The sequence below is a fragment of the Actinomadura sp. NEAU-AAG7 genome, assembly GCF_018603865.1.
Lineage (GTDB): Bacteria > Actinomycetota > Actinomycetes > Streptosporangiales > Streptosporangiaceae > Spirillospora > Spirillospora litoris.
This window is the reverse complement of sequence record NZ_JAHFZY010000001.1, coordinates 325090-348482: the sequence shown is the minus strand read 5'-3', so window position 1 is coordinate 348482 and position 23393 is coordinate 325090. Positions and strand designations below refer to the sequence as shown.

Annotated in this window: 30 protein-coding genes; 19 read left to right on the top strand and 11 right to left on the bottom strand. The window is 71.4% G+C overall.

Translation table 11 applies throughout. The features are described 5' to 3' along the window. Positions 1 to 20 precede the first annotated feature (20 nt). The 4 genes from KLI87_RS01565 to KLI87_RS01550 all read left to right on the top strand — a co-directional run bounded on the left by KLI87_RS01565 (position 21) and on the right by KLI87_RS01550 (position 3998). A complete protein-coding gene (locus KLI87_RS01565) occupies positions 21 to 776 on the top strand; it encodes a GyrI-like domain-containing protein (RefSeq protein ID WP_214615549.1) in 756 nt (251 codons plus the stop codon). Next, positions 776 to 1312, top strand: coding sequence for a GyrI-like domain-containing protein (locus KLI87_RS01560; protein WP_214615548.1), 537 nt, complete (start codon positions 776 to 778; stop codon positions 1310 to 1312). Before KLI87_RS01565 ends, KLI87_RS01560 begins: the two co-directional genes overlap by 1 nt. A gap of 64 nt (positions 1313 to 1376) precedes the next feature. Then, entirely contained in the window at positions 1377 to 3149 is a 1773-nt protein-coding gene (locus KLI87_RS01555) for an SDR family oxidoreductase (protein ID WP_214615547.1), read from the top strand. A 339-nt stretch (positions 3150 to 3488) separates the two neighbouring features. Next, positions 3489 to 3998 (top strand): hypothetical protein, encoded by a 510-nt coding sequence (locus KLI87_RS01550; protein ID WP_214615546.1) that lies wholly within the window; start codon positions 3489 to 3491, stop codon positions 3996 to 3998. Between the two features lie 8 nt (positions 3999 to 4006). Here KLI87_RS01550 and KLI87_RS01545 read toward each other — a convergent pair whose 3' ends face one another. Continuing rightward, the gene (locus tag KLI87_RS01545; RefSeq protein ID WP_156217268.1) at positions 4007 to 4240 is read right to left on the bottom strand and encodes a hypothetical protein; all 234 of its coding nucleotides are present in this window, start codon (positions 4238 to 4240) and stop codon (positions 4007 to 4009) included. A 68-nt stretch (positions 4241 to 4308) separates the two neighbouring features. After that, positions 4309 to 4740, bottom strand: coding sequence for a MerR family transcriptional regulator (locus tag KLI87_RS01540; protein ID WP_214615545.1), 432 nt, complete (start codon positions 4738 to 4740; stop codon positions 4309 to 4311). A 67-nt stretch (positions 4741 to 4807) separates the two neighbouring features. Between KLI87_RS01540 and KLI87_RS01535 the strand changes: the two genes are divergently transcribed. Further along, the gene (locus KLI87_RS01535) at positions 4808 to 6262 is read left to right on the top strand and encodes an FAD-dependent monooxygenase (RefSeq protein ID WP_214615544.1); all 1455 of its coding nucleotides are present in this window, start codon (positions 4808 to 4810) and stop codon (positions 6260 to 6262) included. Here the strand turns inward: KLI87_RS01535 and KLI87_RS01530 are convergent. Together KLI87_RS01530 and KLI87_RS01525 are read right to left on the bottom strand one after the other, a co-directional pair. Then, positions 6250 to 6864, bottom strand: coding sequence for a DUF4231 domain-containing protein (locus tag KLI87_RS01530; RefSeq protein ID WP_156217271.1), 615 nt, complete (start codon positions 6862 to 6864; stop codon positions 6250 to 6252). The two genes, KLI87_RS01535 and KLI87_RS01530, sit on opposite strands and share 13 nt — an antisense overlap. Before the next feature lie 113 nt (positions 6865 to 6977). Then, positions 6978 to 7382, bottom strand: a complete 405-nt coding sequence (locus KLI87_RS01525) for an ATP-binding protein (RefSeq protein ID WP_214615543.1) — start codon at positions 7380 to 7382, stop codon at positions 6978 to 6980. 137 nt (positions 7383 to 7519) lie between these two features. Between KLI87_RS01525 and KLI87_RS01520 the strand changes: the two genes are divergently transcribed. Together KLI87_RS01520 and KLI87_RS01515 are read left to right on the top strand one after the other, a co-directional pair. Continuing rightward, on the top strand, positions 7520 to 8338 hold the full coding sequence (locus tag KLI87_RS01520; RefSeq protein ID WP_214615542.1) for a DUF5753 domain-containing protein: 819 nt from the start codon (positions 7520 to 7522) through the stop codon (positions 8336 to 8338). Continuing rightward, positions 8335 to 8529 (top strand): DUF397 domain-containing protein, encoded by a 195-nt coding sequence (locus KLI87_RS01515; protein WP_214615541.1) that lies wholly within the window; start codon positions 8335 to 8337, stop codon positions 8527 to 8529. The genes KLI87_RS01520 and KLI87_RS01515 overlap by 4 nt, the downstream gene beginning before the upstream one ends. A 15-nt stretch (positions 8530 to 8544) precedes the next feature. Here KLI87_RS01515 and KLI87_RS01510 read toward each other — a convergent pair whose 3' ends face one another. Next, positions 8545 to 8877 carry a YnfA family protein gene (locus tag KLI87_RS01510; RefSeq protein ID WP_214615540.1) on the bottom strand — a complete coding sequence of 111 codons (333 nt, stop codon included), beginning with the start codon at positions 8875 to 8877 and terminating at the stop codon, positions 8545 to 8547. A gap of 91 nt (positions 8878 to 8968) precedes the next feature. Then, on the bottom strand, positions 8969 to 9349 hold the full coding sequence (locus tag KLI87_RS01505; RefSeq protein ID WP_214615539.1) for a helix-turn-helix domain-containing protein: 381 nt from the start codon (positions 9347 to 9349) through the stop codon (positions 8969 to 8971). Positions 9350 to 9447: 98 nt separating this feature from the next. On the opposite strand from KLI87_RS01505, the gene KLI87_RS01500 reads away from it, so the two are divergent. Further along, positions 9448 to 9798 carry a DUF4440 domain-containing protein gene (locus tag KLI87_RS01500; RefSeq protein WP_308165808.1) on the top strand — a complete coding sequence of 117 codons (351 nt, stop codon included), beginning with the start codon at positions 9448 to 9450 and terminating at the stop codon, positions 9796 to 9798. Between the two features lie 3 nt (positions 9799 to 9801). Here the strand turns inward: KLI87_RS01500 and KLI87_RS01495 are convergent, their stop codons facing one another. Continuing rightward, the gene (locus KLI87_RS01495) at positions 9802 to 10410 is read right to left on the bottom strand and encodes a TetR/AcrR family transcriptional regulator (protein WP_214615537.1); all 609 of its coding nucleotides are present in this window, start codon (positions 10408 to 10410) and stop codon (positions 9802 to 9804) included. An 81-nt stretch (positions 10411 to 10491) separates the two neighbouring features. Between KLI87_RS01495 and KLI87_RS01490 the strand changes: the two genes are divergently transcribed. Both KLI87_RS01490 and KLI87_RS01485 read left to right on the top strand, forming a co-directional pair. After that, positions 10492 to 11247, top strand: a complete 756-nt coding sequence (locus KLI87_RS01490; protein WP_214615536.1) for an SDR family oxidoreductase — start codon at positions 10492 to 10494, stop codon at positions 11245 to 11247. A gap of 284 nt (positions 11248 to 11531) precedes the next feature. Continuing rightward, the gene (locus KLI87_RS01485; RefSeq protein WP_214615535.1) at positions 11532 to 12194 is read left to right on the top strand and encodes a DUF4360 domain-containing protein; all 663 of its coding nucleotides are present in this window, start codon (positions 11532 to 11534) and stop codon (positions 12192 to 12194) included. A 38-nt stretch (positions 12195 to 12232) separates the two neighbouring features. On the opposite strand, the gene KLI87_RS01480 is transcribed toward KLI87_RS01485, so the two are convergent. Continuing rightward, positions 12233 to 12892, bottom strand: coding sequence for an FMN-dependent NADH-azoreductase (locus KLI87_RS01480; RefSeq protein WP_214615534.1), 660 nt, complete (start codon positions 12890 to 12892; stop codon positions 12233 to 12235). A 132-nt stretch (positions 12893 to 13024) separates the two neighbouring features. On the opposite strand from KLI87_RS01480, the gene KLI87_RS01475 reads away from it, so the two are divergent. Then, the gene (locus KLI87_RS01475; protein ID WP_214615533.1) at positions 13025 to 13876 is read left to right on the top strand and encodes a sigma-70 family RNA polymerase sigma factor; all 852 of its coding nucleotides are present in this window, start codon (positions 13025 to 13027) and stop codon (positions 13874 to 13876) included. A 12-nt stretch (positions 13877 to 13888) separates the two neighbouring features. Here KLI87_RS01475 and KLI87_RS01470 read toward each other — a convergent pair whose 3' ends face one another. Further along, the gene (locus KLI87_RS01470) at positions 13889 to 14173 is read right to left on the bottom strand and encodes a chorismate mutase (protein WP_156217282.1); all 285 of its coding nucleotides are present in this window, start codon (positions 14171 to 14173) and stop codon (positions 13889 to 13891) included. 200 nt (positions 14174 to 14373) lie between these two features. On the opposite strand from KLI87_RS01470, the gene KLI87_RS01465 reads away from it, so the two are divergent. From KLI87_RS01465 to KLI87_RS40840, 5 genes are all read left to right on the top strand, one after another. Continuing rightward, positions 14374 to 14997, top strand: coding sequence for a TetR/AcrR family transcriptional regulator (locus tag KLI87_RS01465; protein ID WP_214615532.1), 624 nt, complete (start codon positions 14374 to 14376; stop codon positions 14995 to 14997). Positions 14998 to 15118: 121 nt separating this feature from the next. Continuing rightward, entirely contained in the window at positions 15119 to 15727 is a 609-nt protein-coding gene (locus KLI87_RS01460; protein WP_308165807.1) for a hypothetical protein, read from the top strand. A 185-nt stretch (positions 15728 to 15912) separates the two neighbouring features. Next, a complete protein-coding gene (locus KLI87_RS01455) occupies positions 15913 to 17019 on the top strand; it encodes a ferritin-like domain-containing protein (protein WP_214615531.1) in 1107 nt (368 codons plus the stop codon). 299 nt (positions 17020 to 17318) lie between these two features. Further along, on the top strand, positions 17319 to 17975 hold the full coding sequence (locus tag KLI87_RS01450) for a hypothetical protein (protein ID WP_214615530.1): 657 nt from the start codon (positions 17319 to 17321) through the stop codon (positions 17973 to 17975). A gap of 490 nt (positions 17976 to 18465) precedes the next feature. Beyond that, complete coding sequence (locus KLI87_RS40840) at positions 18466 to 19065, top strand: septal ring lytic transglycosylase RlpA family protein (protein ID WP_214615529.1); 600 nt, start codon at positions 18466 to 18468, stop codon at positions 19063 to 19065. Positions 19066 to 19068: 3 nt separating this feature from the next. Here the strand turns inward: KLI87_RS40840 and KLI87_RS01440 are convergent, their stop codons facing one another. Beyond that, a complete protein-coding gene (locus tag KLI87_RS01440) occupies positions 19069 to 20043 on the bottom strand; it encodes a S9 family peptidase (protein WP_214615528.1) in 975 nt (324 codons plus the stop codon). Between the two features lie 312 nt (positions 20044 to 20355). Between KLI87_RS01440 and KLI87_RS41385 the strand changes: the two genes are divergently transcribed. Continuing rightward, positions 20356 to 20718 carry a YkvA family protein gene (locus tag KLI87_RS41385; RefSeq protein WP_214615527.1) on the top strand — a complete coding sequence of 121 codons (363 nt, stop codon included), beginning with the start codon at positions 20356 to 20358 and terminating at the stop codon, positions 20716 to 20718. 175 nt (positions 20719 to 20893) lie between these two features. Here the strand turns inward: KLI87_RS41385 and KLI87_RS01430 are convergent, their stop codons facing one another. Then, on the bottom strand, positions 20894 to 21637 hold the full coding sequence (locus tag KLI87_RS01430) for an IclR family transcriptional regulator (protein ID WP_214615526.1): 744 nt from the start codon (positions 21635 to 21637) through the stop codon (positions 20894 to 20896). 161 nt (positions 21638 to 21798) lie between these two features. On the opposite strand from KLI87_RS01430, the gene KLI87_RS01425 reads away from it, so the two are divergent. Further along, positions 21799 to 22974: a hypothetical protein gene (locus KLI87_RS01425; protein WP_214615525.1), complete on the top strand. Its 1176-nt coding sequence runs from the start codon at positions 21799 to 21801 to the stop codon at positions 22972 to 22974. Between the two features lie 135 nt (positions 22975 to 23109). Further along, a complete protein-coding gene (locus KLI87_RS01420) occupies positions 23110 to 23355 on the top strand; it encodes a zf-TFIIB domain-containing protein (RefSeq protein ID WP_156217287.1) in 246 nt (81 codons plus the stop codon). The last annotated feature ends 38 nt before the right edge of the window (positions 23356 to 23393 follow it).

Below are 23393 nucleotides of genomic sequence, written 5' to 3'. Positions count from 1 at the left end.
GGAGGGGCGAGGCTGAGGGTGTGAGCGAAGATCTCCTGCCCATCGGGCGGTTCGCGCGGTTGTGCAGGCTGAGCGTCAAGCAGCTGCGCAACTACGACGACCTGGGGCTGCTCGCCCCGGCCTGGATCGACCCATCGTCCGGTTACCGCTACTACCGCCGCGACCAGGCCCGCGACGCGCTGTCGATCGGGCTGCTCCGGACGCTGGAGGTGCCGCTGCCCGCGGTGGCGCGCGCCCTGTCCGGGGACGCGGCGGACGCCCTGCGCGAGGCCCGCGACCGGATCGAGGACGACCTGCTGCGCCGCCGCCGGGCGCTGCACCTCCTCGACCGGGTGCTGGCCGGGGGACTGCCGGAGGCGCGGGTGAGGACCGTCCGCGAGCCCGCCCGGCGGGTTCGGGTCGCGGCGGAGGCGGCGACGCCGACCACGATCGCGAGGGCCACCTCGGCGTGCGTGGCGCGGCTCCTCTCCGGCGGGACGCTGGAAGGGGCGCTGGTCGGGCTGTTCCCCCTGGACATGACCGACGGGTTCGACGTCCGCGTGGCCATGGAGGCGGCGGACGGCGCCGACCTGCTGCCCGGCGGCCTGTTCGCCGCCGCGACGCACGTCGGCCCCTACGAGGAGATCCAGCTCACGGTCTACGGGGTGCTGGCGTGGATCGGCGACCACGGGCACGCGCCCGGCGGTCCGGTCCGGGAGGTCTATCTGGACGACCCCGCGGCCACCGAGCCCGAACGCCTGCGCACCCAGGTGCTGATCCGACTGGAGGACGCGTGATGAACCTGTACGAAGCGGCCGGGGAGCCGGAGATCGCGGAGTTCGGCCCGGCCTCGGCCCTGTCCGTCTCCGGGCAGGGCGAGCCGGGCGGCGCCGCCTACTCCGCGAGCGTCGCCGCGCTCTACGCGGTGATGGGCGCGCTCGACGCCCCCATGGTGCCGCTGGAGGGACGCTGGTGGGTCGAGGACGAGCGGTCGCCGTTCGACGTCCCGCGTGAGGAGTGGCGGTGGCACCTGTTCCTGCGCCTCACCGGCGACGTCGCGCCGGGCGCGGTGGAGCGGGCGCGGGAGCAGGTGCGGGCCGGGGTGCCGGCCGCCGCGCGCGTCCAGCGGGTGGCGTTCACCGACGGGCGCTGCGTGCAGATGCTGCACAGCGGACCGTACTCGGAGGAGCCCGCGAGCCTCACCCGCATGCACGCGCTGATGGAGGCCGAGGGGCTCGTTCCGAACGGGCTGCACCACGAGGTCTACCTGACCGATCCGCGCGAGGAGGACCCGGAGAAGATCCGCGTGATCCTCCGGCAGCCCGTCCGGTGAACACCGATCGGACCCCGCGGGCGTAGGTTTCTCCTGGGCGGCACCTTCTGAACGGGAGAGGGCTGTGCGGGATTTCCGGGTCAAGTCGGGGGAGATCGAGCTGGCGGTGCGGGAACGCGGGGAGGGGAACCGTCCGACGGTGGTCCTCGTCCACGGGTATCCCGATACGGGCGCGGTGTGGGACGAGGTCGCGGACCGGCTCGCGCCCCGGTTCCGCGTGGTCACCTACGACGTGCGCGGCGCGGGCGCCTCGTCCGCGCCCCGGGACCCGCTCGACTACGGGCTGGACGCGCTCGTCGGCGACCTCGGCGCCGTCCTGGACGGGGTCGGCGCGGACGAGCCCGTCCACCTGGTCGGCCACGACTGGGGCTCGGTCCTCGGCTGGGAGGCCGTGATCGGCGACCGGCTGCGCGGCCGCATCGCGTCCTACACCTCGATCTCGGGCCCCGACCGGCGGCACATGGCCCGGTGGGTGCACCGGTCGCTGCGGTCGGGGCCGCGCGGTGTCGCGGAGGTCGCCGGGCAGGCGCGGCGCAGCGTCTACATGCCGGTCCTGCGGGCGCCGCGCGTCGGCGAGTTGATGGCGCGCGGCCTCGCGGCGGCGTTCGCGCGCGGGATGCGGGCGCGCGAGGGCGCCGAGCCGCGCCCCGGCCACCCCGCCGACACGCTGCCGCGGGACGCCGTGAACGGCCTCGGCCTGTACCGCGTGAACCTGGGCCGCGGCTCCAAGGCGGGCGCGGACGGCGACGGGAGCACGGACGTCCCCGTCCAGCTGATCGTCCCGATCAAGGACCGGTACGGCTCGCCGTCGCTCCTGCTGTCGGCGCGCGGCCCGGTCGCCCGCCTCTACGTGCGGCGCGCCCCCGCCGGGCACTGGGTGGCGCGCAGCCATCCCGACCTGGTCGCCCGCTGGGTCGCCGAGTTCGCCGAGCACATCGGCGGCGGCCCGGAGACGCCCGCGCTCGCCGCCGCCCGCGCCGCCGGGGAGCCCGATCTGGACTTCGGCGGCGACCTCGTCGTCGTGACCGGCGCGGGCCACGGCATCGGCCGCGCGACCGCCCGCGCGTTCGCCGCCGAGGGCGCCCGCGTCGTCGTCGCCGACATCGACGAGGTCGCCGCGCGGCGCACGGCGGACGAGATCGGCGACCGGGCCCACCCGTACGGGGTGGACGTGGCCGACGCCTCCGCCATGGAGGACTTCGCCGCGCACGTCCGCGACGCCCACGGCGTGCCCGACGTGGTCGTGAACAACGCGGGCATCGCGATGGCGGGCTCGCTGCTGGAGACGTCCGAGGACGACTGGGCCCGCGTCCGCTCCGTCAACCTGGACGGCGTCTACCGGGGCTGCCGCCTGTTCGGACGGCAGATGGTCGAGCGCGGCGAGGGCGGTCACCTGGTCAACGTCGCGTCCATGTCGGCGTTCGGCCCGAGCGCGGACACCCCCGCCTACAGCGCCACGAAGGCCGCCGTCCTGCACCTCGGCGGGTGCCTGCGCTCCGACCTGGAGCGGCACGGCATCGGCGTGTCCACGGTCTGCCCCGGCGTGATCGACACCGGCCTGATCAGCCGGACCGACTTCGTCGGCCTCCCGCCCGGCGCCGCCGCCGCGGTCCGCGAGCGCATGGCCGGGGCGTTCGAGCGCCGGGGCCACCCGCCGGAGAAGGTCGCGGCCGCGATCCTGCGCGCCGTCCGGCGGGACGCGCCGGTCGTGCCCGTCGGCGTCGAGGCGCACGCGGCCGGTGTCCTCGCCCGCGTGTCCCCGTCGGCGACGCGCGCCCTGGCCCGCGCGGGCCGCCGCGCCGGCGACCGCCTCCGCGCCGAACTCCAGCCCCGCTAGCGCACATCGCGGGCACGAAGGCCGGGCACGAAGGCCGGGTGCGAGGGCCGGGTGCGAGGGCCGGGTGAGAAGGCCAGATGCGAGGGCCAGACGCGAGGGCCGGGCGAGGAGGCCGGGTTAGAAGGCCCGGTGCGAAGGCCGGGTGCGAAAGCCGGGCCCGAAGGCCGGGCGCGAAGGCCAGACGCGAAGGCCGGGCGGGGAGGCCGGGTTAGAAGGGCGCGTGCGAGGGCCGGGCGGGAAGGGTGCGCCTGGCCTTCGTGCACCTGGCGGGACGGGTCCCGGGCCGTCCATGTGAGGCTGCTCCCATCCGACGCCGGGCACCGGCAGGAAGGGACCCAGATGGACACCTGCCCGCGCTGCCGGTCGGCCGACCCCGTCGAGCGGGCCCACGCGATCGTGGGACGCGGGACGCGGCCGCTCTCCGGCCTCCTGTGCCTGCCCGCCCCTCCGCCCATGCCGGGCCGGATCAAGGCGTACCGGGCCTGCGTCACCGTCGGGCTCCTCCTGTTCCTCGCGGGGCTCGGCTCCACGTCCGACTCCGAGAACCAGCGGGACGCGGTGGCGGTCCAGGTCGGGGCGGCGATGTCGACGATCGGGCTGCTCGTGCTCATCGTCGGGCTGATCCTGCTGGCGTCCTCGGGAGAGGTGCGCAGGCAGTGGCGGACGGCCGGATGGGTGTACCAGACCGTCCGGCGGTTATGGCCGCTGCTCGACTACTGCCATTACTGCAACCTCGTCTTCATGGCGGGCGGGACGTTCGGCGTCGATCCCGTCCATACGGTCCGCTTTCTGTGGGATGCCGCCGACCACACGCTCAAGGTCGGGGCCCCGAGACCTCCGGGGATGTGAGCCGGCCATCAGGTGTCGGGGAAACGGCGCTTCTTCGCGGAGTCGATCCACCACAGCAGCAGAAATCCGACGACGATGACGGACGACGACACCAGCCACCACGCGGGGCTCGGCAGGCGCGTCGGAAGCGACAGCGTCGGCTTGCCGTCCCACAGTTTCGCGACGAACGGCATCACGCCCTCGTGGAGCCCGACGATGAAGACCACCGCCGACAACCCGTCATAGGACTTCGGACTGTTCATACCCGCCAACGTAGGGACGCCGTCCGGCCCCCGATAGCGACCAAGGTCGATGCGCCGCGTCCAGTGGTTCACACGTCGAGGGCGCCGAGTCCGTCCTCCACGGCCTGGTCGAGTTCGACGCGCAGCTCGGTGCAGTCGCGCACCGGGTCTGCCCTGGGGCAGGTCAGCATGTGCTCCAGGAGGTGCTGGGCGGCCCGCAGGTCCTCGACCCTGCCCCTGATCGTCTCGATCGAGGCCTCCAGCACCTCGCGTCCCGTCGGCCGGTCGTCCGCCGGAGCCTCGCAGATCAGCGCGGCGGTGTCGGCCAGGCTGACCAGCCCGCGGTGGTGCAGCCGCTGGATGAGCGCGAGCCGCCGCAGTTCGGCGGGGCCGTACAGGCGCACGTTCCCCTTGCGCCCGGCGGACGGGAGCAGGCCCAACTCGTCGTAGTACCGCAGCGTCGAGATCGGCACGCCGAAGCAGCGCGAGACCTGGCTGATCGAGTAGCGCTCGTCCGTCATGGCCCCATCTTGCACTCAAGTGGACTTGAGCGTGCAGGGTGGACGCCGATCGCGAAGGAGCAGGCGGATGCGTATTGACGATGTACCCGTGCTGGTGGTGGGCGGCGGACCGGTCGGCTTGTCGACGGGACTGTTCCTCGCGCACTGGGGGATCCGGCCGCTGGTCATCGAGAAGCGGGACGGGATATCGACGGTGCCTCGGGCGAGCACCTCCCTCCGCACGCTGGAGGTGTTCCGCTCCATCGGCCTCGGCCCGGCGCTGGACGAGCTCGGTTTCGAAGGCGGCCCCCCGATGCGGACGGTCTTCAAGACGAGCGGTCTCGGCGCCACCCTCCAGCGGTCGGGCCCACCGGCGCGCTACGCCGCGATGCTGGAGAGTTGCAGCCCGGTGAACTCCCGGCTGATCCTGACGCACGACCAGATCCAAGGTCTGGCCCTGCGGGAACTGCGCCGCCGTGACGTGCGATTCGGCGTCCGCCTGACCGGCCTCGTCCCCGATACCGACCACGTGCGCGCCCAGGTCGTCGACGTCGCCACGGGCGAGGAATGGCAGATCAGAGCCGAGTACGTGGTCGGCGCGGACGGGGCGAGCAGCGACGTCCGCGAGTACCTCGGCATCACCGTCCCCGACCGGGAGGTCATCGCCCGTCTCGACACCGCGTTCTTCCGCGCCGACCTCGGGCCCGTCCTGACCGAATGGGGCACGCACATGTGCTTCGTGCGCAACGACGCCGTCTACGCGACGCTGATGTCGAAGAACGGCCGCGACCAGTGGTCGTCCCACATCATGGACCACCCCGGCAAGGATCGGGCGTCGCGCCTGTCGGAGCCCGAGACGCTCGCTCTGCTCCGGGCCGCGATCGGCGACGACACGGTCCCGATCGAGTTGCACACCGTCAACGCCTGGGAGGCGGCCATCGGAACGGCGTCGTCCTTCCGGAACGGCCGGGTCTTCCTCGCGGGCGACGCCGCGCACGTCCAGAGCTCGGCGGGCGGTCTCGGCATGAACACCGGGATCCAGGACGGCCACAACCTCGCCTGGAAGATCGCCGCCGTTCTGAACGGGCAGGCCGCGCCCGGCCTCCTGGACGGCTACGAGCCGGAACGCCGGGCCGCCGCCAAGGCGTCCCTCGCCCTCTCGCGCGCACTCCACCGGGGCTACCAGTCGCTGGAAGGCGACCCGGACGCCCTGTACGAGAAGATCGCCATCGCCTACCTGCGCGGCATGATGTGCTACGCCTACCCTCCGCACGACACGGAATCAGATGTCCTGGACGACGCCATCCGCCCAGGCCGCCGATTCCCGCACCGCTGGGTGGGGTCCGACTCCACCCTCGACCTGATCGGCTCCCGCTGGACCCTGTTCGCCGCGCGGGACCTGGACCGCTGGCGGACGGCGGCCGCCCGCCTCGACCCCCAGGTCCACGCCCTCGACATCGACGGCGCCGTACTCGTGCGGCCCGACGGCTTCGTGGCCTGGCAGGGCACCACGGAGGACTCCCTCCGGGCTCACTGGGGCTGATTGGGCGCGGGCGGCAGGACCGGCGGCGTGGCGGCCACCTGCGCCCGCCGCGCCGACCACCGCTGCCCCTCGCCCTCGGCGATCTCCAGCACCGTCGCGCACAGCAGCCCGCGCGAATCCCCGGCTTCCCCGTAGGGGCCGTGCTTCATTCCGTAGAGCGCGATCTCCTTCTCGATCTGGTGCCGCGCCTGCGCGAAACTCATCCAGTTCTCATGCCACCCGACGACCTGACGGATTCCGGTGACCAGAACCAGTACCGCGCCGAGGATCGCCGCGGCCGTCGCGCTCTTCCACACGACGGCCGAGACGGGAATCGCCGCCGCGACCAGGAGGCTGGACAGTTCGAGCCCGTAATAGCTGAACCGCGCCCGCGTGGCAGAGCGCGCGTACCAGCGCCACGTCTGCGACACCACCTCGGGGAACTCCTGGTCGGCCTCGACGATCCGCTCGACCCAATGCCCGTCCGTCCCGGCCACAGACACGTCCCTTCCGTCGTCGAGCACGCACGGCCGCCACACGCTGCGGCACACGGTGCCCCCGCCCTGCGGGGACTCTATCCGTCCCGACCACGGCCCCCCACCGACGAGCCGCAGCCAACTCATGCACCCCTCCTCTCCGCAGAAGAACCTCCGCTTGTCGAACCCGGCCCATAAACCCACGGTCTCCCTTTCTATGAACAGCAGTGATCACGGCCCCGAAGGGCTGACCTTCTGCCCTAGAACGTGTAACGCGCCCAGACCCATTTGCCGGACGGAGGCGTCCTGCGCACCCCGCACTCCGACGACAGCGCGACCACGATCGGCAGGCCCCACCCGCCGTCGCGCCCCCGCTCCAGCGCCCGCGCGTCCGGGACGATGTCGTCCAGGCCCAGTTCCTTGACGGGCCGGGCAATGGGCATGCACTCGGAGGAGTCCCACACCCGCAGCACGACCGAGTGCGGCTCCCGGCTGACCCACACCCGGATCTCCTTGGACGGCGCGGCCGCCACGGCATTCGCGACCAGTTCGCCCGCGATCAGAACCACATCGCCGGCGATTCCGCTCAGGCCCCACTCGTCGAGCCTGAACCCGATCAACGTCCGCTCCAGCCCGGGGCCGGTAGGCGCCGCCAGGCAGGTCATGTCCAATTCATCCGAGCTAATGGCATTAATCCCCACCTGGCGGCCCCTTTCTTTTGCCGTTCCCAAGACAAGGGTGACCGCCCCGGATTAATTTGTCGTGTGTCGAATAAAGACCCGACACAGCGGAGGTAGATCCGGTGGCTCCGATCGACTACCTGAACCCCGACGCGTCCTTCAAGCACTGGATCGCCTCTGACCTGCGCTTCTTCCGCGAGCGAGAGGAGTTGTCGCTCTCCCAGATGGGCCTGGTCATGAAGTGCAGCAGGCACACTGTGTCGAACATCGAGCACGCCCGCGACGGCTGGAACATGAACGAGGAGCAGGCCGCCCGCCTCGACGTCCACCTACGACTCAACGGCCATTTCGCACGCCTCGTCCGCTACGCCCGCACCGCCCACGACCCGGACTGGTTCGCCGAATACGCCAAGTACGAGGCAAAGGCCCTGGTCGTCCGCCTCTACCGCCTCTCCCTGATCCCCGGCCTCCTCCAGACCCCCGAGTACGCCCGCGCGATGATCAAAGAGTCCGGGCTGGTGCAGGACGTCGAAGCGGCGGTGGAGAGTCGTATGAAGCGGCAGGAGCTGCTTTCTCGCCCCAAGCCGCCGCCTATCTGGGTAGTGCTCGATGAGGGCATCCTCCATCGCCCGATGGGTGGCGCAGAAGTGATGTATCAGCAGCTCGCACGCCTTAGGGAGGCGGCCGAACTGCCCCATGTGACGGTCCGAACGGTTCCGTTGTCCGTGGGCTCCTATGTGGGGCTGGACGGCTCGTTCAACAGCCTGGCCATGGAGACCGAGGACCTCGCTTTCGTGGAGGCTCCCGGTGGCGGCAGGCTGATACAAGAGACCGCAGAAGTGCGCGGGTTCGGGGTACGTTGGGAGCGAATCGGGGCATGTGCCCTACCCCGAGACGCCAGCCTGGGACTCATCGATCAAGCGATGGAGCGGTTTGCATGATCATTTGGCGTAAGTCCAGTTACAGCGGCAGCGGTGCGGCGGGGGGTCAGGACTGCGTGGAGGTGGCGCGGCTCGCGGGCACCGTCGGCGTCCGGGATAGCAAGGCGCCCGAGGCAGGTCACCTGTCTATCACCCGCGAGGCGTTCGCCGTCCTCGTGGCCCGCTTGAAGCGGGACGAGCCGGACCGCTGATCCTCGGCGTTCCGGCTAGGTGCGTGGGGCGTACATGATGACGAGGACGCCGACCAGGCAGATGGCGGCGCCGATGAGGTCCCAGCGGTCGGGGCGGAAGCCGTCCATCACCATGCCCCAGGCCAGTGAACCGGCGACAAAGACGCCGCCGTAGGCGGCCAGGATCCGGCCGAAGTCGGCGTCGGGCTGCAACGTGGCCGCGAACCCGTACAGGCCCAGCGCGATGACCCCGGCGCCGATCCACCAGACGCCCCGGTGCTCGCGCACCCCCTGCCAGACCAGCCAGGCCCCGCCGATCTCCGCGACCGCCGCCAGCGCGAACAGGACCAGGGATCGGACGACCGTCATGATCAGAACCGTACCCGCCGCTGGTCAGGCGCACGTCCAGCACTGGCGCGGCCCCCGCGTCGCCTTGGAGGAGACCCCCGAGCTTTGTTTCCTACAGGTCAGCGGCGGCGTGGTCGGTGCCCCAGTTCCAGAGGGTTTGGAGGACGGGGCCCAGGCGGTGGCCGCTCGGGGTCAGGCGGTAGCGGGTTCGGGACGGCCAGGCGGGTTCGCGGTGGCGGGTGACCACGCCGGTCTCGGCGAGGTGGGACAGACGGTCGGAGAGCACCTTGTCGGAGAGCGCGGGCAGGGCGTCGCGGAGTTCGGTGAAGGTGTGCTCGCCGCGCAGGAGTTCGCGGATCACCAGCGTCGTCCAGCGGCCTTTAAGGGCGGCGAGGGCGATCTCCACCGGGCAGGACGGGGACGGTTCCGTGGTGTGCCCGTGCGGGTCGTCGGGCAGGCCCGGACGGGGGCGGCCAACCGTTTGGTGAGTCACGAGGGGGGCTCCTAGCGTTTGCCGTGTCCCCATGATTTCTACCTGGTGAGAGGGCGTGTGCGCTGATGGCGCGGAGTCTTGCGGTTCGGCCCGAGGATGTGCCCGCGGTGTTCGCCGAGCGGTTCAACAGCGGTGACACGGACGCGGTGGCGGAGGTCTACGAGGAGGGGGCGGTGTTCGTCCCCGGGCCGGGGGCGCCGGTGACCGGGCAGCTGGCACACGACGCCAATGCCCAGTTCGTCAAGATGAGAGTGCCGATCAAGGTGCGGCCCCGGCACGTCTACACGGCGGGCGATGTCGCGTTGCTGATCGTGGACTGGGTCATCGAGGGCACCGCGACGGACGGGAGTCCCGTGAACATCGAGGGGACCGCGACCGATGTCGCCCGGCGCGGGGCCGATGGGTACTGGCGGTACGTCGTCGACAACCCGTTCGGTGTCGCCGGCTGAGTCTCAGGTGGGCCAGGCCGCCAGGGCGAACTCGGCGGTCTGGGCCAGTTCGGCGGCGTCGGCCCCGTCGCGGGCGCGTTGGGAGATGCCGAGGATGACGGTCGCGTAGAAGCGGGCCAGGGCGCGGGGGTCGGCGTCCGGAGGGATTTCGCCGTCCTCCTGGGCCGCGCGGAATCGATTCTCGAACCGCTGGAGCTGGAGGGCGCGGAGGCCCTGGAGGAACGTGGCGACCTCCGCGTCCTGGGGGCTGATGTTGGTGGCCGCGCTGATCGTCAGGCAGCCCGCCGGGTGGGACGGGTCGGTGTACAGCTCGGCGGCCTCGCGCAGGATGCGCTCGAACGCCTTGTAGGCGGTGGGCTCCTCGGCGAGGGCGGTCCTCATGAACGCTCCGCTGGGGCAGTCGCCGTAGGCGAGGACGACCTCCTTGAACAGCGACTTCTTGTCACCGAACGCCGCGTAGAGGCTGCCCGGCCTGATCCCCATCGCCGCGGTGAGCTCGCCCACGGACGTGGCCTCGTAGCCGCGCTCCCAGAACAGCCGGGTGGCCTGGGCGAGCGCGGCGTCGCGGTCGAAGCCGCGGGGGCGGCCCCGGGCGGTGCCTGTTCTGCTCATGACCTCATTGTAGAGCGTTCACTCAAAAAAGTGTGCTACGGTCTTTCTTGAGTGGTCGTTCAAGAAACAGGGAGGCCCGTGATGGGAGCACTGGACGGCAAGGTCGCGCTGGTCACCGGGGGTAGCCGGGGCATCGGCCGGGGCATCGCCGAGCGGCTCGGACGCGACGGCGCGCTGGTCGCGCTCACCTACGCCCAGGCGAGCAAGGAGGCCGACGAGGTCGTCGAGCGGATCCGCGCGAACGGCGGCGAGGCGTTCGCGATCCAGGCCGAGTTCGGGCAGCGCGGCGACGCGGCCCGGCTCTGGGAGGCGTTCGACGCGCGGACGCCGCAGCCGGGTGTGGACATCGTCGTCAACAACGCGGCCAGGGGAAGCAACCAGGACCTCGCCTCGGTCACCGAGGAGGAGTTCGACAAGGTCTTCGCGGTGAACGTCCGGACGCCGTTCTTCATCATCCAGGAGGCGGTCGAGCGGATGCGGGACGGCGGCCGCATCATCAACATCTCCAGCGGGGCGACCCGGCTCGCGATGCCGAACATCATCGCCTACGCGCCCACCAAGAGCGCGGTGGACAACCTCACGCTCCACCTGGCCAAACTGCTCGGCCCGCGCGGGATCACCGCGAACTCGGTGGCCCCCGGCTTCGTCGACACCGACATGAACGCGGACTGGCTGCGCAACGACGAGGAGGCCTGGGCGCGGTCCGCCGCGGTCTCGGCGCTCGGACGCGTCGGGGAGCCGCGCGACATCGCCGACATCGTGGCCTTCCTCGCCTCCGACGACGCGCGCTGGATCACCGGTCAGGTGATCGACGCGACCGGCGGTTCGCTGATCTGACCGGCGGCCGGGCGCGGTCTCGGGTCCTCGCTCGGGGGCGAGGGCCCGAGCGAACGCGGCGGACGTTGATGCTCAACGGCCCGGTGTGATGCCCGGATCTTGAGGTGACGCCGTTCTGCGCGGGGGAGCCGAGTGCCGTCGGCGGATTCGCCTACCAGGCGGCGAGGCCCGCGCGATCGGCCTTTATGATCAGCGCGAATTGCGCGTACCCAACCCTCGAAATTATTCGGAGGGTTGAGTTGAAAACTGACGATTGACAGTGATTGGCGCGAAAGTTACCCTTCGTGAAATTTCTGGATCGGAGGGAACGCGTGCATAAGGGAATGCTCGTTCTCGGCGCGGTCGTCGCGGGGCTGACCGCGGCCGCGACCCCGGCCGGCGCCGGTTCGCGCCCCGCTCATGGCCCGGTCGGCGTCACCATCGTCATCGCGGCCGCCAACGGCTCCGGGTGCCCGCCCGGCACCGTCCGGACTCAGCTCGACCCCGACAGGGACGGCTTCAAGGTCGTCTATTCCCAACACATGGCCCAGGTCGGAGGCTCGTCGAGCCCTGCGGATTCGCGTAAGAACTGTCAAATTCTTCTGAAGGTACGTGTACCTGACGGTTACAGCTACGCGATCTCGCAGGTGCGGAGCCACGGCTACGCCCAATTGCAGGATGGCGCGAACGCTCTGCACAAGGGTGCCTTCTACTTCCAGGGCGTCCTTGACGGAACGAGGATCACGCATGAGTTGAAGGGTGCCTTCAGGGGCAGTTGGCGGTTCACTGACACCCTGCCCGTCCTCGACTGGACGCGATGCGGGGAAGAGCCCGATCTGATCCTGTATACGGAGTTGCGGGTCGATAAGGGGACATCGGATCCGGCGAAGGTCAGTTTCATCAGCATGGATTCCACGGATCAAGACGCTGGAACCACCTACCGGCTTGCCTGGAGGACATGTCCCTAGCCTGCGAACCGCCGTCCCGCGGCCCGAGGGCGGCGCGCTCACAGGACCGCGCCGAGGGCCTTCACCTTCTCCTGGGCCGCTGCCAGGGAATCGGCCGTCATCTGCTTGAAGCGGGCCAGGTGCGGGACGAGGCCGGTCAGCGTCATCTCCGCGTTGGCGAAGTGCACGTCGTCCTCGCTGAGCCCGAGCCTTCCGAAATAGGCCCGCAGGTAGGGCTCCTGGAAGTCGAGGGCCTCATTGGGCGTGCCGGGGCCGTAGGCTCCGCCGCGCGCGGTGACGACGACGGCGCGGGTCCCGCGCAGCACGTCCTCCATGTAGGCGCCCGGGAAGGTGATCCGGTCGATCCACGCCTTCAGGGACGCGGGCACCGAGTAGTTGTACATCGGGACGCCCAGCAGAATGGTGTCGGCGGCGTGCACCTCCTCTATCAGCGGCAGGGTCAGTGCCCACTCGCGCTCCTCGGCCGGGTCCTCGACCAGCGCGGCGACCTTCTCCGGCGGGACGAGCCCGCGGCTTTCCACGCGCCGTCCGAGCGCGCAGTAGGCGGCGGTCAGTGGCGGCGCCGGGTCGGCGGCGAGGTTCCGGTAGCGGTATCCGGCGCGGCCGTTCGCCGCCGTCCAGGTGTCGGCGAAGAGCCCGGTCAGCCTCCGGGTGATCGAGTCGCCGGAATGGCTTGAATCAAGGTGCAGCAGGGTCATCTCGTCCTCGCGCAATGGTGCCCGGCCGACCCGCGTGCCCGGCGGGCGCCGCTAGCATGGGCGGGTCGGCTTCCTCGTCCGTTCGTCGTTCTCCTCATTGATATGACGGCGGGTGGCGAGGGAAGGTGACCGATGGACGAGCGAGCCGAACTGGCCGAGCAGTTCGACCGTGCGCGCGGGCATCTGCGGGCGGTGGCGTTCCGCATGCTCGGTTCGGCGGACGAGGCCGACGACGCGCTCCAGGAGGCGTGGCTGCGCGCCGACCGGGCCGGGGCCGACGGCGTCGCGAACCTCACCGGCTGGCTGACCACGATCGTCGGCCGGGTCTGCCTCGACGTGCTGCGCGCGCGCAAGCGCCGTCCCGAAGACCCCTCCGACCTGGCCGAACTCGTCACGGTCCCGGACGCGGCCGACCCGGAGGGCGAGGCGGTGCTGGCCGACTCGGTCGGGCTGGCGCTGCTGGTCGTCCTGGACAGGCTCGGGCCCGCCGAGCGGGTCGCGTTCGTCCTGCACGACCTGTTCGCCGTGCCGTTCGCGGAGATCGGTGAGATCGTCGGGCGGTCACCGGCCGCCGCGAAGAAGCTGGCGAGCCGGGCGCGCGCCCGTGTCCAGGGCGCCGCGGCGGTCCCGGTCGACGATCTCGGCCGGCAGCGGGAGGTCGTGGAGGCGTTCCTCGCCGCGTCGCGCGCCGGTGACCTCGACGGCCTCCTCGCGGTGCTGGCACCCGACGTGGTCAGGCGCGACGGCGCGACCGTGATGCGCGGCGCCGGACGCGTCGCGCGCGAGACGCTCACCAACGGCGGGCTGGCGCGGGTGGCCCGTCCCGCGCTCGTGGACGGGGCGGTCGGGCTCGTCGTCGCGCCGCGCGGGCGGCTGCTGCTCGTCCTGCGCGTCGAGGTCAGGGACGGACGGGTCGCCGCGTTCACCGCGGTCAAGGACCCGGACGCGCTCAGCCGCGTCGACCTGGCCGTCCTCGATGCCTGAGGGCGCGGACCTTCAGCGCTCGGTCCGCGCCGCGTGCTCACCCAGTTCGAGCTCGATGAAGGCGCCGATCATCGCCCGCCACACCGCCTCGGCGACGTCCGGCGCCAGCCCGCCCGCCTCGGCGCGCTCGCGTGCCAGCGCGACGACGGCCTCCACCCGGCCGGGTGCGCGCACGGCCTGCTCGTCCCGCTTGAACGCGGCGGCCGCGCGCACCAGTTCCTGCCGCTCGGCGAGCAGCCGCACCAGCTCACCGTCGAGCGCGTCGATCCGCGCGCGGACCTCGTCCAATGTCTCCATGCCGCCATCCTCGCACCGCCACGCCCTCGCCCGACGCCCGCATCCCCCGTCTCAGGGGTATCCGCAATCCCCACTAAATACGAATATCGTTCGGATCTTTGGGCTTGTGGTGTTCTGAGCGGAAGAGTCCGGTGTCCGCGAGGAGGGGATCGTGGTCCGTGGCCTGCCGCGGCGTGTCCGGCTCGGGTGACAATGGTCCGGTGACCGAGATCCGGACCCCGCTCCGCCGCCTCCCCGCCCAGCGCCGCAGTGCCGAACGCGTCCAACGGATGCTCGACGCGTGCGCGGACATCCTCGACGAGGACGGCTACGACGGCCTCACCACCACGCGCATCGCGCAGCGCGCCGAGGTCGCGATCGGCTCGGTCTACCAGTTCTTCCCCGACAAGCGCGCGGTCGCCCAGGCGCTCGCGCTGCGCAACCTGGAGGTCTTCGGCGACCGGATCTCCCGGACGCTCACCGAGGGCGCCTTCGCGGACTGGTCCGACACGGTCGGCGCGATCATCGACATCTTCGTGGAGATGCACCGGACCGTTCCCGGCTTCCGCGTCCTGCGGTTCGGCGACGTCGCCGACGTCAACCTGCTCGACTCCGACGCCGACAACAACGCCGTCGTCGCCGGGCGGCTCCGCACGATGATCGTGGAGACGTTCGGCGTCAAGGACACCCCGGGCCTCGCGACCGCGCTCGCGATCGCGGTGGAGGCCGGCGACGCCGTCCTGAAGATGGCCTTCCGCCGCGACCCGGACGGCGATCCGGAGATCGTCGCCGAGGCCGAGCGGCTGATCCACGGGTACCTGGCCTCCCACATCCGCGAGTCCTGACCCCGCGCCGCCCTGGCGGCGCGGCGGAGCACCCCTGTCCTGCGTGGGCCGAATTGTCACCTTAAACGGATGATTTGTGGCAGACTCCGCCTTTGATTCGTCAAAATCACGATCAGGATGGGTGAGTTCGCTGGACGACGAGCGGCTCCAGACGCAGCACCGGCTGCTCGTGCGGCAGCGGCTGCGGTTCATGGTGAACCAGTACGAGGTGCACGCCGAGAACCCGGACGGGTCGGAGGGCGAACTGCTCGCGTTCGCGCAGCAGAAGCGGATGGCGTTCAAGGAGCAGGTCACCCTGTACGCCGACGACAGCAAGACGCGCCCGCTCCTCGGGTTCAAGGCGCGCAAGCGCATCGACCTCGCCTCCGCCTACGACGTCACCGACGCCGCCGGGCAGCCGATCGGCGTCTTCCGCAAGGACTTCAAGAAGTCGCTGCTCGCCTCCACCTGGCACCTGGAGCAGCCCGGCCTCGGCGTGACGACCGGCAGCGAGCGCAACAAGTTCGTCGCGGTCCTGCGGCGGGTCTGGGACCTGATCCCGTACGTGGACGTGCTGCCGTTCGCCTGGCCGTACCACTTCGACTTCTACGCGGGCGACCAGGCCGTGTTCTCGGTGGAGAAGAAGTTCGGGTTCCGCGACCGCTACCTCGTCGAGATCCGGGACCCGCGCCTCGACCGGCGCCTGGTGATCGCCCAGGCCATCGCGCTGGACGCCCTCCAGTCGCGCTGAGCGGGCGGGCCGCCCCGATGGAGCGGGGACGGCGCGGGAGGCGAAACGGCCGCGCGCGGGTATGGCCTCACCCGGCTTTACATGTTACGAAAGCATGTAAAGCATCTAGGGTGGAACACAGCCCGCAACCCCGCGTCCCCCGGCGTCGCGACCGAGCGGCGTCACGCCCGGAGGAGGCTTCCCCCGTGAGTTCCCATGACCTGTACACCACGCCGGTGCCGACCGACACGTGGAACGTCCAGATGGCGGGCCAGGCCCGCTTCTCCTGGGAGTACGACGACGGCCGCGACCGGCTGCTCGGCCTGTACCAGAAGGGCAAGGACAAGCAGTGGGACGCGCAGAAGCGCATCGACTGGGACATCGAGGTCGACCCGCTGAACGTCGCCGGGCTCCCCGACGAGTTCAACCCGCTGCTCGGCTCCGACATCTGGGACAAGATGTCGCAGAAGGAACGTGACGAGTTCGGCCGCCACCAGGGCTCGTGGCTGTTCAGCCAGTTCCTGCACGGCGAGCAGGGCGCGCTGAACGTGTCGGCGCGCATCGTCCAGTCCGTCCCCGACCTCGACTCCAAGTTCTACGCCGCCACCCAGGTCATGGACGAGGCGCGGCACGTGGAGCTGTACGGGCGGTTCGTCCAGGAGAAGATCGGGATGTACTACCCGATCAACCAGGACCTCGCGAAGCTGCTCGCGGAGTCGCTGGAGGACAGCCGCTGGGACCTGCCCTACCTCGGCATGCAGGTCCTGATCGAGGGCCTCGCGCTCGCCGCGTTCGGCGTCTACCGCGACCTGTCGACGAACCCGCTGGTCAAGCAGCTTCTCGCGTACGTCATGCAGGACGAGGCGCGGCATGTCGCGTTCGGCCGGCTCGCGCTCAAGGACTACTACGCCGAGCTGACCGAGAAGGAGCGCGCGGAACGCGAGGAGTTCGTCGTCGAGGGCTGCTACCTGATGCGCGACCGGTTCCAGGGCCGCGAGATCTTCGAGCAGCTCGACATGCCGGTCGACCGGTGCCTGGAATATGTGGACAACGCGCCGATGTACCAGCTCTACCAGTCGTTGCTGTTCACCCGGATCGTGCCCTGCGTCCGCGATATCGGGCTGTGGGGCGACAAGGTGCAGGCGGCCTACACCGACATGGGCGTGCTCGACCACGCCAAGGCGAGCCTGGACGAGTTGATGCACCAGGACGAGGAGATCGCCGACAAGATCGACGAGGAGCGTTACGCGGCCGAGGTGGCCGCCCGCAAGGACGAGATCGACGAGGCCATCGCGGTCGGCGGCACGGGCTAGCGCGCCGCGCGGGCCCGAGCGGGGCGCCCCCGGAGCGTGCTCCGGAGGCGCCCCGACGCATGTCCGGCGCCGTCCGCTTTTCCTCCGGTAAGAGCCGCCGAATTGCCGGTCTTATCGCCATGTAACGCCCGGCGGAATGCCACCGGTTCGTTCACCTGGATTCTTATTTCTCCCCCAACGGATTCGTGTAACGCCGGTGCGCGGGGCCTTCGTGTACTAACGTCCCCCGACGACGGTGCGCCGGAGAGTCGCGGGCGCACGCACACCGCGCAGGGTCCATCCGACAACCGGGGGAAACAATGAAGCGATCCGCCATAAGCATGCTCAGCGTCTCCGTCCTCGCCGGCGCGCTCACCCTTTCGACCGTGCCCGCGCACGCCGCGCCGCCCGCCCCCGGCGGCGGTCCGGTCGGCTGCGCGCTGGACGGCGCCGCCGACCTCCCGCTCGGAGCGCTGGGCGACCGGCCGGGCGACTGCCTGCGCGCCGACCGGCACGCGGGCCGGCAGGCGGGCAAGCCGGCGCCCTCCCCGCTCGACACCGCCGGGAAGCTCGTCAGGACGACACAGAAGGTCACCCACACGGCGAGCAAGGTCACCAACCGGCTGGGCGTGGCCGGGGCCGCCCCGGTCGGGAGGTATGCGAACGCCAGGAAGGCGCAGGTCGGCGGCGCCCCCGCGCTGCCGGGCGGGCGGTTCGTGAACGGGAGCCTCGGCCAGGGCGGCGGCATCCTCGGCGCGCCGGACGTCCCGGGCGTGGTCCGCTCCGCCGACGCCGCCGGGCTCCCGGTCGGCTCCTCGATGCTGTTCCCGCCCGCCGGACGGCGCGCGCTGCGCGACCCGGCGCCGGGCGGCGACCTGCTGGGGCAGGTCGGCCAGACCGCGAACTCCGCGACCGGCGGTGTCGGCGGCGTCCAGCAGTCCGTCGGGCAGGTCGTCACCGTGCTCAAGGCGACCTAGCGAACCCGCGTCCCGCCCGGCCTTTCACGGGCTCCGGGCGGGCCGGAGGGCCTGCGAGAACCGCCGAACGGGGCGTTCCACGTTGCGTGGAACGCCCCGTTTCGCTTCTCCCGGAGTGCGCGTTATTCCCCCGTGATCATGTCTTCCATGGCGGGTAAAGTCGATCTTCAAAAACGATGACCCAATGGAGTTGATCAGCTTCGGAGGGCAAAGAAGAGGGTGATAAACCCCACAAAGTGGGGCCGAGTGTCGTGATCTAGGCCGGACACGCCGTACGGTCTGGGACTTGTGCGGCGTCGCAGTTGACCAGAAATGAAAAAGCGTTCCCGCCGCACCTGCCGGACGCCGGATCCGCGATGACGCGGACACGCCTGATGAGCAGGCGAGCGGTAAGGGGAAACGGGGACGAGAGGTCGCCCGTGCCCGCCGCGACACGGTGGTGACCAACGCCGGGCGTCCGGGGCCCTGTCCCCGATCAAAGGACTCCTTCGTGGGTAGCCCTCGATTTCGCTTTCGCACGATCCTGATCGCCTCCGGCGTCGCCGTGGCCGTTCTCGCGGCCGGCGCGTTCGCCCTGTTCAACGGCGGCGGCTCCGCCGACTCGGCCGTTGCCGCGCAGACGTCACCGCAGGTGAGCGCGCCGGTCGCCGACCCACCGCGCAGCACGCCGACCCGGGCGAGCCGGGGCGGGGCGCGCTCTCCCGAGCCGTCCGCCAAGCCCGCTCCGAAGAAGAGCGCCAAGCCCCGGCACACGGTGAAGAAGAAGGCGAAGAAGCCGGCGAAGAAGACCTACAAGGTCCTCAAGTCGGGCGCGTGCACGGCCTCCTACTACTGGGAGGGGCAGATGACCGCGAGCGGCGAGCCCTTCAACCCGAACGAGTTGACGGCGGCGCACAAGACGCTGCCGATGGGCTCGAAGGTCCGCGTGACCAACACCGGCAACGGCCGGTCGGTCATCGTCCGCATCAACGACCGCGGGCCCTACGCGGGCGGCCGCTGCCTGGACCTGTCCAAGGCCGCGATGCAGAAGGTCGGCGGCACGGGCGCGGGCGTGATCCCCGTCCGCTACCAGGTGCTCGCGCGCGACTGACGGTCAGTTCGGGTGGACGGCCGTCGCCCGCGGTTTCGGCTCGTCATCGGGGACCGGCGCGGAAGCCGGGGTCTCCGGGAGGCGCAGCCTGATCGGCGGGACGTCGGCGGGCGGCCGCGGCCGGGGCTCGGCCAGCCGGTCGCGGAACCAGTCGGTGAGGACGCCGTCCACCCGCACGGCCTCGGTGATCGGCGGCAGCGCCTCGGTGCCGGGCTCGGGCGCCAGCGCGTGCCCCATCCGCAGCGTGACCGACTCGGCGGCGGGCGCGCCCGCCTCGCGCAGCCGGTCGCACAGCGCGGTCACCTCGCCCGGCGGGACGACCCGGTCCTTGCCGCCCGCGACGAGCAGCAGCGCGGTCTCGCGCGCGGCGATGTCGGGGGCGAGGGCGCCGAGGTCGAGCCGGTCGGCGAGGGCGCGGGACCGCTCGCTCCACGTCCGCTCGCGGGCGGCGCGCTTCTCCACGGCGCGCGCGGCGCGCGAGGGGGCGATGACGGGCGCGACGAGCGCGGCGGTCGTCACCGGGACGACGTCGCGGGCCAGCGCGAGCAGCGCGACGGCGGCGCCCGCGCTGAACCCGGCGAGCCCGAGCGGGCCGCCCGGCCCACCGGCCTCGCCGGGCAGGCCGAGGACGTCGCGGAGTTCGGCGACGACGGCGGGCAGCGTCTCGACGGCACGTTCCACAGCCGCGCCGTAGCCCTCGATCGCCTCGTTCTCCAGGATCGCGCCGGAGCCCAGGCCGCCGGGCGGGCCGCCGGGCAGGTCGAGGAAGACGCGCCACGCGGGCACGCCGGTCATCGGCACCGCCGCCGCCAGCGCGCGGGCCGTGCGCGGCGGGTCGAACCCCGGCCACGCGACGATCAGGCGGGTCGGCCCCGAGGCGACCACGTCGACGGCGGTCGGCGGCAGCGCCACATAGCTGACACCCGCCGCGCTGCCGTACAGGGGCAGGGACAGGTCGTGCGGATGGTCGCCGCTCATGTCGGTCAGCTCCCACGATGCTGGACGGCCGGGCCAGGGAGGCGGCGCTCCTCCCGCGAATCCCGCGAACCGAGCGAGGTTCCCGCGTCCATCCTCGCAGCGGACCGCGCGAACCGTGGCCGGATCGTCACCAGAGTGACGTAGAACTCACTTCGGGTAACTGAAAACCGCTGCGAAACGCCGGGCGGACCTGAACGCGAGCGGGCTGTGGCCGACCTCATGGGCCCTTTATTGGAACAATTCGGGCGCCTGTCGCGTCGTAAAGAGTCGTGGGCGCCGCGGGGGCGCGCCCCCCTAGCCCGAGGAGTACCTGTGGACAGGAAGCGCAGCGCGGCCGCCGCCGGGCAGGCTTGGCAGATCTACAGCGAGACCTTTCGCCCCGACGCGCCGGGCCTGTGGGAGCGGACGCGCGCCGTCCCCCGGATGCTGAAGGCCGTCCTGCGCGGACGCTACAAGGGCATGTCGTTCGGGACGCTCGGCCTGCTCGTGCTCGGCCTCATCTACATCGTGTCCCCGATCGACGCCATCCCGGACGTCTTTCCCGTCGTCGGCATCGTCGACGACACGGGCATGGCCCTGTGGCTCGCCGCCGCCCTCGTCAAGGCCGCCGGAGACTTCGTCATCTGGGAACGCGCCGGCCGCCCCACCGTCCTGGTCGGCGAGCCCGTCGACTAGACGGTGTTCATGAAGTCCCGGCCCAAGCCACTCGCCTGGCGGCTCGTACCTTGACCGCGCCTTGGCGGGCGCGGCATCGCTTCGCGATCTTCCCGGTGGGGGCTCGCCTCCGGCTTCGCCCCCACCGGTCAGCTAACGCGCCCGCGCGATGGCCGAGGCCACTTCGCGGCGCGCTCTAGGCGGGGCGGAGTTCGTTCGCGAAGCGTTCGGCGGCGGCCAGCATGATGGGGGCGACGTCGGCGACGGTCTCGCGGGTCATCCGCGCGGACGGGCCCGACACGGAGAGCGCCGTCAGCGCGGGGCCGCCGCTCAGCGCGACCGCTATGCAGCGCACGCCGATCTCCTGCTCCTCGTCGTCCAGCGCATAGCCCTGTTCGCGGATGCGCTCCAGTTCCGCCACGAGGACGTCGGGGTCCGTGTAGGTGTGGGGGGTGTGGGCGTCCATGCCCGTGCGGGTGAGGATCTCCCTGACCCTCCGCTCAGGCAACTGCGACAGCAGCGCTTTGCCGACGCCGGTGCAGTGCGGCTGGACGCGGCGCCCGACCTCGGTGAACATCCGCATGGAGTGCCTGGAGGGCACCTGGGCGACGTAGACGACCTCGTCGCCGTCCAGCACGGCCATGTTCGCGGTCTCGCCGGTCGCCTCCACCAGCCTCGCCAGGACGGGTCGCGCCCACGTCCCGAGCAGCCGGTTCGCCCCCTCGCCCAGCCTGATCAGCCGGGGGCCGAGGGCGTAGCGCTTGGACGGCTCCTGCCGGACGTATCCGTGGTTGACCAGCGTCCGCATCAGCCGGTAGATCGTCGGCATCGGCAGGCCCGAGGCCTCCGTCAGCTCCGAGAGCGCCATCTCGCCGCCCGCGTCCGCCAGATGCTCCAGCAGGTCGAACGCGCGCTCCAGCGACCGTACGGCCTCCGCCACCTGCGCCCCCTTCTTTCGGTCACCCGATTCTACGGAGAACTGATTTCGGTATACGAAACGCGGGTGCCGCGTTACTCATGGTCATGATCGGGCAGGACTGTCTACGCCCGGCGCCCGGAGCCGCCGCCCCCCTGGCAACGTACGACCGCGAGGGGGAACGGGTGCGCAGGGGGGCACGGAAGAGACGCTGGGGTGCGATCGTCGCGGGCGGGGTGCTCGCCGTCGTACCGATCGCGGCCCCGGCGGCGGGGGCCCGCACGGGAGCGGGCGTCCGCCTGGTCGCGGACTTCACCGCCGTCCCCGCCCCTGGCAAGGGCCCGGACTACGCGATGACCTACATCGCCCTCGTCCGCGCGACCGGCGGGACCGCGCACGGCACCGCCGTCCGCCTCACCGCCGACCGGCCCATGTCATGGACGAGGCACTCGGAGGGCTGCGCGCTGTCGGGCCAGGATGTCGACTGCCGCTTGGGCGATGTCGGCAAGTCGGCCGTGAAGCGCGTCGCGGTCGTGCGGGTGCCCGCGTCGGCGCTCACGTCCAAGGCGCTGAACGTGTCCCTTGTCGCGTCCGCGAACAACGCCTCCACGCGGACCGTGCGCACGGTCATCAACCTCTCGGCCGCGAAGCCCAAGGCGAAGCCGAGAGCGAAGCCCGGCGGCACTCGACCCGGCACGCATGGCAAGGCGACTCATGACGACCATTCCTGCGCTACGGAGAAGCCCGCGCAGTCCGAAGGGGTCGCGCCGCCCGCCGAGCCGGACCCCGGTGGGAAGCCGCCGGTGTCCAGCGAGCCGTCGGCCTCCGGTGAAACGCCGACCTCGCATGGGGGACCGGCCACGTCGCATCACAAACCGTCCGCTGGTGGGACGCCCAAGGGGAACGGCATACCGGCGGTGGGCGGGAAGCCCGAATCGTCCGTCGGCGGTAAGCCGAAGGTGAGTTCCGGTACGGCGTCCAGCGGCAAGCCGTCCTTCAAGAAGCCCTCGTCCAAGGGGGAGCCTCTGGAAACAGGGCCTTTGGAGGAGGACGCCGCGCCGTCCACGCATGCGGCGCCGGGGGTCGCGCCGCAGATGTCGGTAGCGCCCCGTCCGCCGGAGGCGGTGGTGCTGCCGCCGGTGACCGCGCAGCAGCAGCAGGCTCCCCGGCCGAACGGGGAGCAGATGACGCTGGTCTCACCGGCCGCGACCGACGACGAGGGCGACGGCACGGACTGGGCCCTCGTGCTCGGGATCGTCCTCATCGCCGAGATCGGGCTGCTGTGGGGGGCCGCGTGCGTCGGGCTGTGGAGGCGGCGCCTGCTGTTCAGGCGGACGCCCGACCAGGGCGCCGACGCGTAGCGCGCGGGCGGGGCACGCCGGTTCCGGACACGCGATTCGGCGGGGGAATGTCCTGCTGGAATGCCGTTTGGACGATGGTGTCACTAAGCTGACCGACTGACGGTGAACGTAGTCGTTACCGACAGGGGGTCCGGTATGTCTGAGGCGACGCTGCTGTGTCCGAAGTGCGGGGCGGGGCTCGACACCCATGAGCGGCACGGGGTCGTGATCGAGGAGTGTCCGGGCTGCAAGGGCGTCTTCCTCGACCGGGGCGAGTTGGAGCAGCTCATCGACGCCGAGAGCGAGTACCTCGCCACGCTGCCGGACGGGGAGAACCCGGACACGACCTATCAGGGACGGCACCGCAGGGGCATCATGGAGCGGATCTTCGCGTCGGACTGACCGCCTGGGACATGGGGAAATGTCCGGCTATCTGCTGG

Coding starts and splice junctions, on each gene's coding strand:
- KLI87_RS01560 (WP_214615548.1), top strand. CDS start 776: ATGAACCTGTACGAAGCGGCCGGGGAGCCGGAGATCGCGGAGTTCGGC.
- KLI87_RS01550 (WP_214615546.1), top strand. CDS start 3,489: ATGGACACCTGCCCGCGCTGCCGGTCGGCCGACCCCGTCGAGCGGGCC.
- KLI87_RS01545 (WP_156217268.1), bottom strand. CDS start 4,240: ATGAACAGTCCGAAGTCCTATGACGGGTTGTCGGCGGTGGTCTTCATC.
- KLI87_RS01540 (WP_214615545.1), bottom strand. CDS start 4,740: ATGACGGACGAGCGCTACTCGATCAGCCAGGTCTCGCGCTGCTTCGGC.
- KLI87_RS01535 (WP_214615544.1), top strand. CDS start 4,808: ATGCGTATTGACGATGTACCCGTGCTGGTGGTGGGCGGCGGACCGGTC.
- KLI87_RS01530 (WP_156217271.1), bottom strand. CDS start 6,864: ATGAGTTGGCTGCGGCTCGTCGGTGGGGGGCCGTGGTCGGGACGGATA.
- KLI87_RS01525 (WP_214615543.1), bottom strand. CDS start 7,382: ATGACCTGCCTGGCGGCGCCTACCGGCCCCGGGCTGGAGCGGACGTTG.
- KLI87_RS01515 (WP_214615541.1), top strand. CDS start 8,335: ATGATCATTTGGCGTAAGTCCAGTTACAGCGGCAGCGGTGCGGCGGGG.
- KLI87_RS01510 (WP_214615540.1), bottom strand. CDS start 8,877: ATGACGGTCGTCCGATCCCTGGTCCTGTTCGCGCTGGCGGCGGTCGCG.
- KLI87_RS01495 (WP_214615537.1), bottom strand. CDS start 10,410: ATGAGCAGAACAGGCACCGCCCGGGGCCGCCCCCGCGGCTTCGACCGC.
- KLI87_RS01490 (WP_214615536.1), top strand. CDS start 10,492: ATGGGAGCACTGGACGGCAAGGTCGCGCTGGTCACCGGGGGTAGCCGG.
- KLI87_RS01480 (WP_214615534.1), bottom strand. CDS start 12,892: ATGACCCTGCTGCACCTTGATTCAAGCCATTCCGGCGACTCGATCACC.
- KLI87_RS01475 (WP_214615533.1), top strand. CDS start 13,025: ATGGACGAGCGAGCCGAACTGGCCGAGCAGTTCGACCGTGCGCGCGGG.
- KLI87_RS01470 (WP_156217282.1), bottom strand. CDS start 14,173: ATGGAGACATTGGACGAGGTCCGCGCGCGGATCGACGCGCTCGACGGT.
- KLI87_RS01450 (WP_214615530.1), top strand. CDS start 17,319: ATGAAGCGATCCGCCATAAGCATGCTCAGCGTCTCCGTCCTCGCCGGC.
- KLI87_RS01440 (WP_214615528.1), bottom strand. CDS start 20,043: ATGAGCGGCGACCATCCGCACGACCTGTCCCTGCCCCTGTACGGCAGC.
- KLI87_RS01420 (WP_156217287.1), top strand. CDS start 23,110: ATGTCTGAGGCGACGCTGCTGTGTCCGAAGTGCGGGGCGGGGCTCGAC.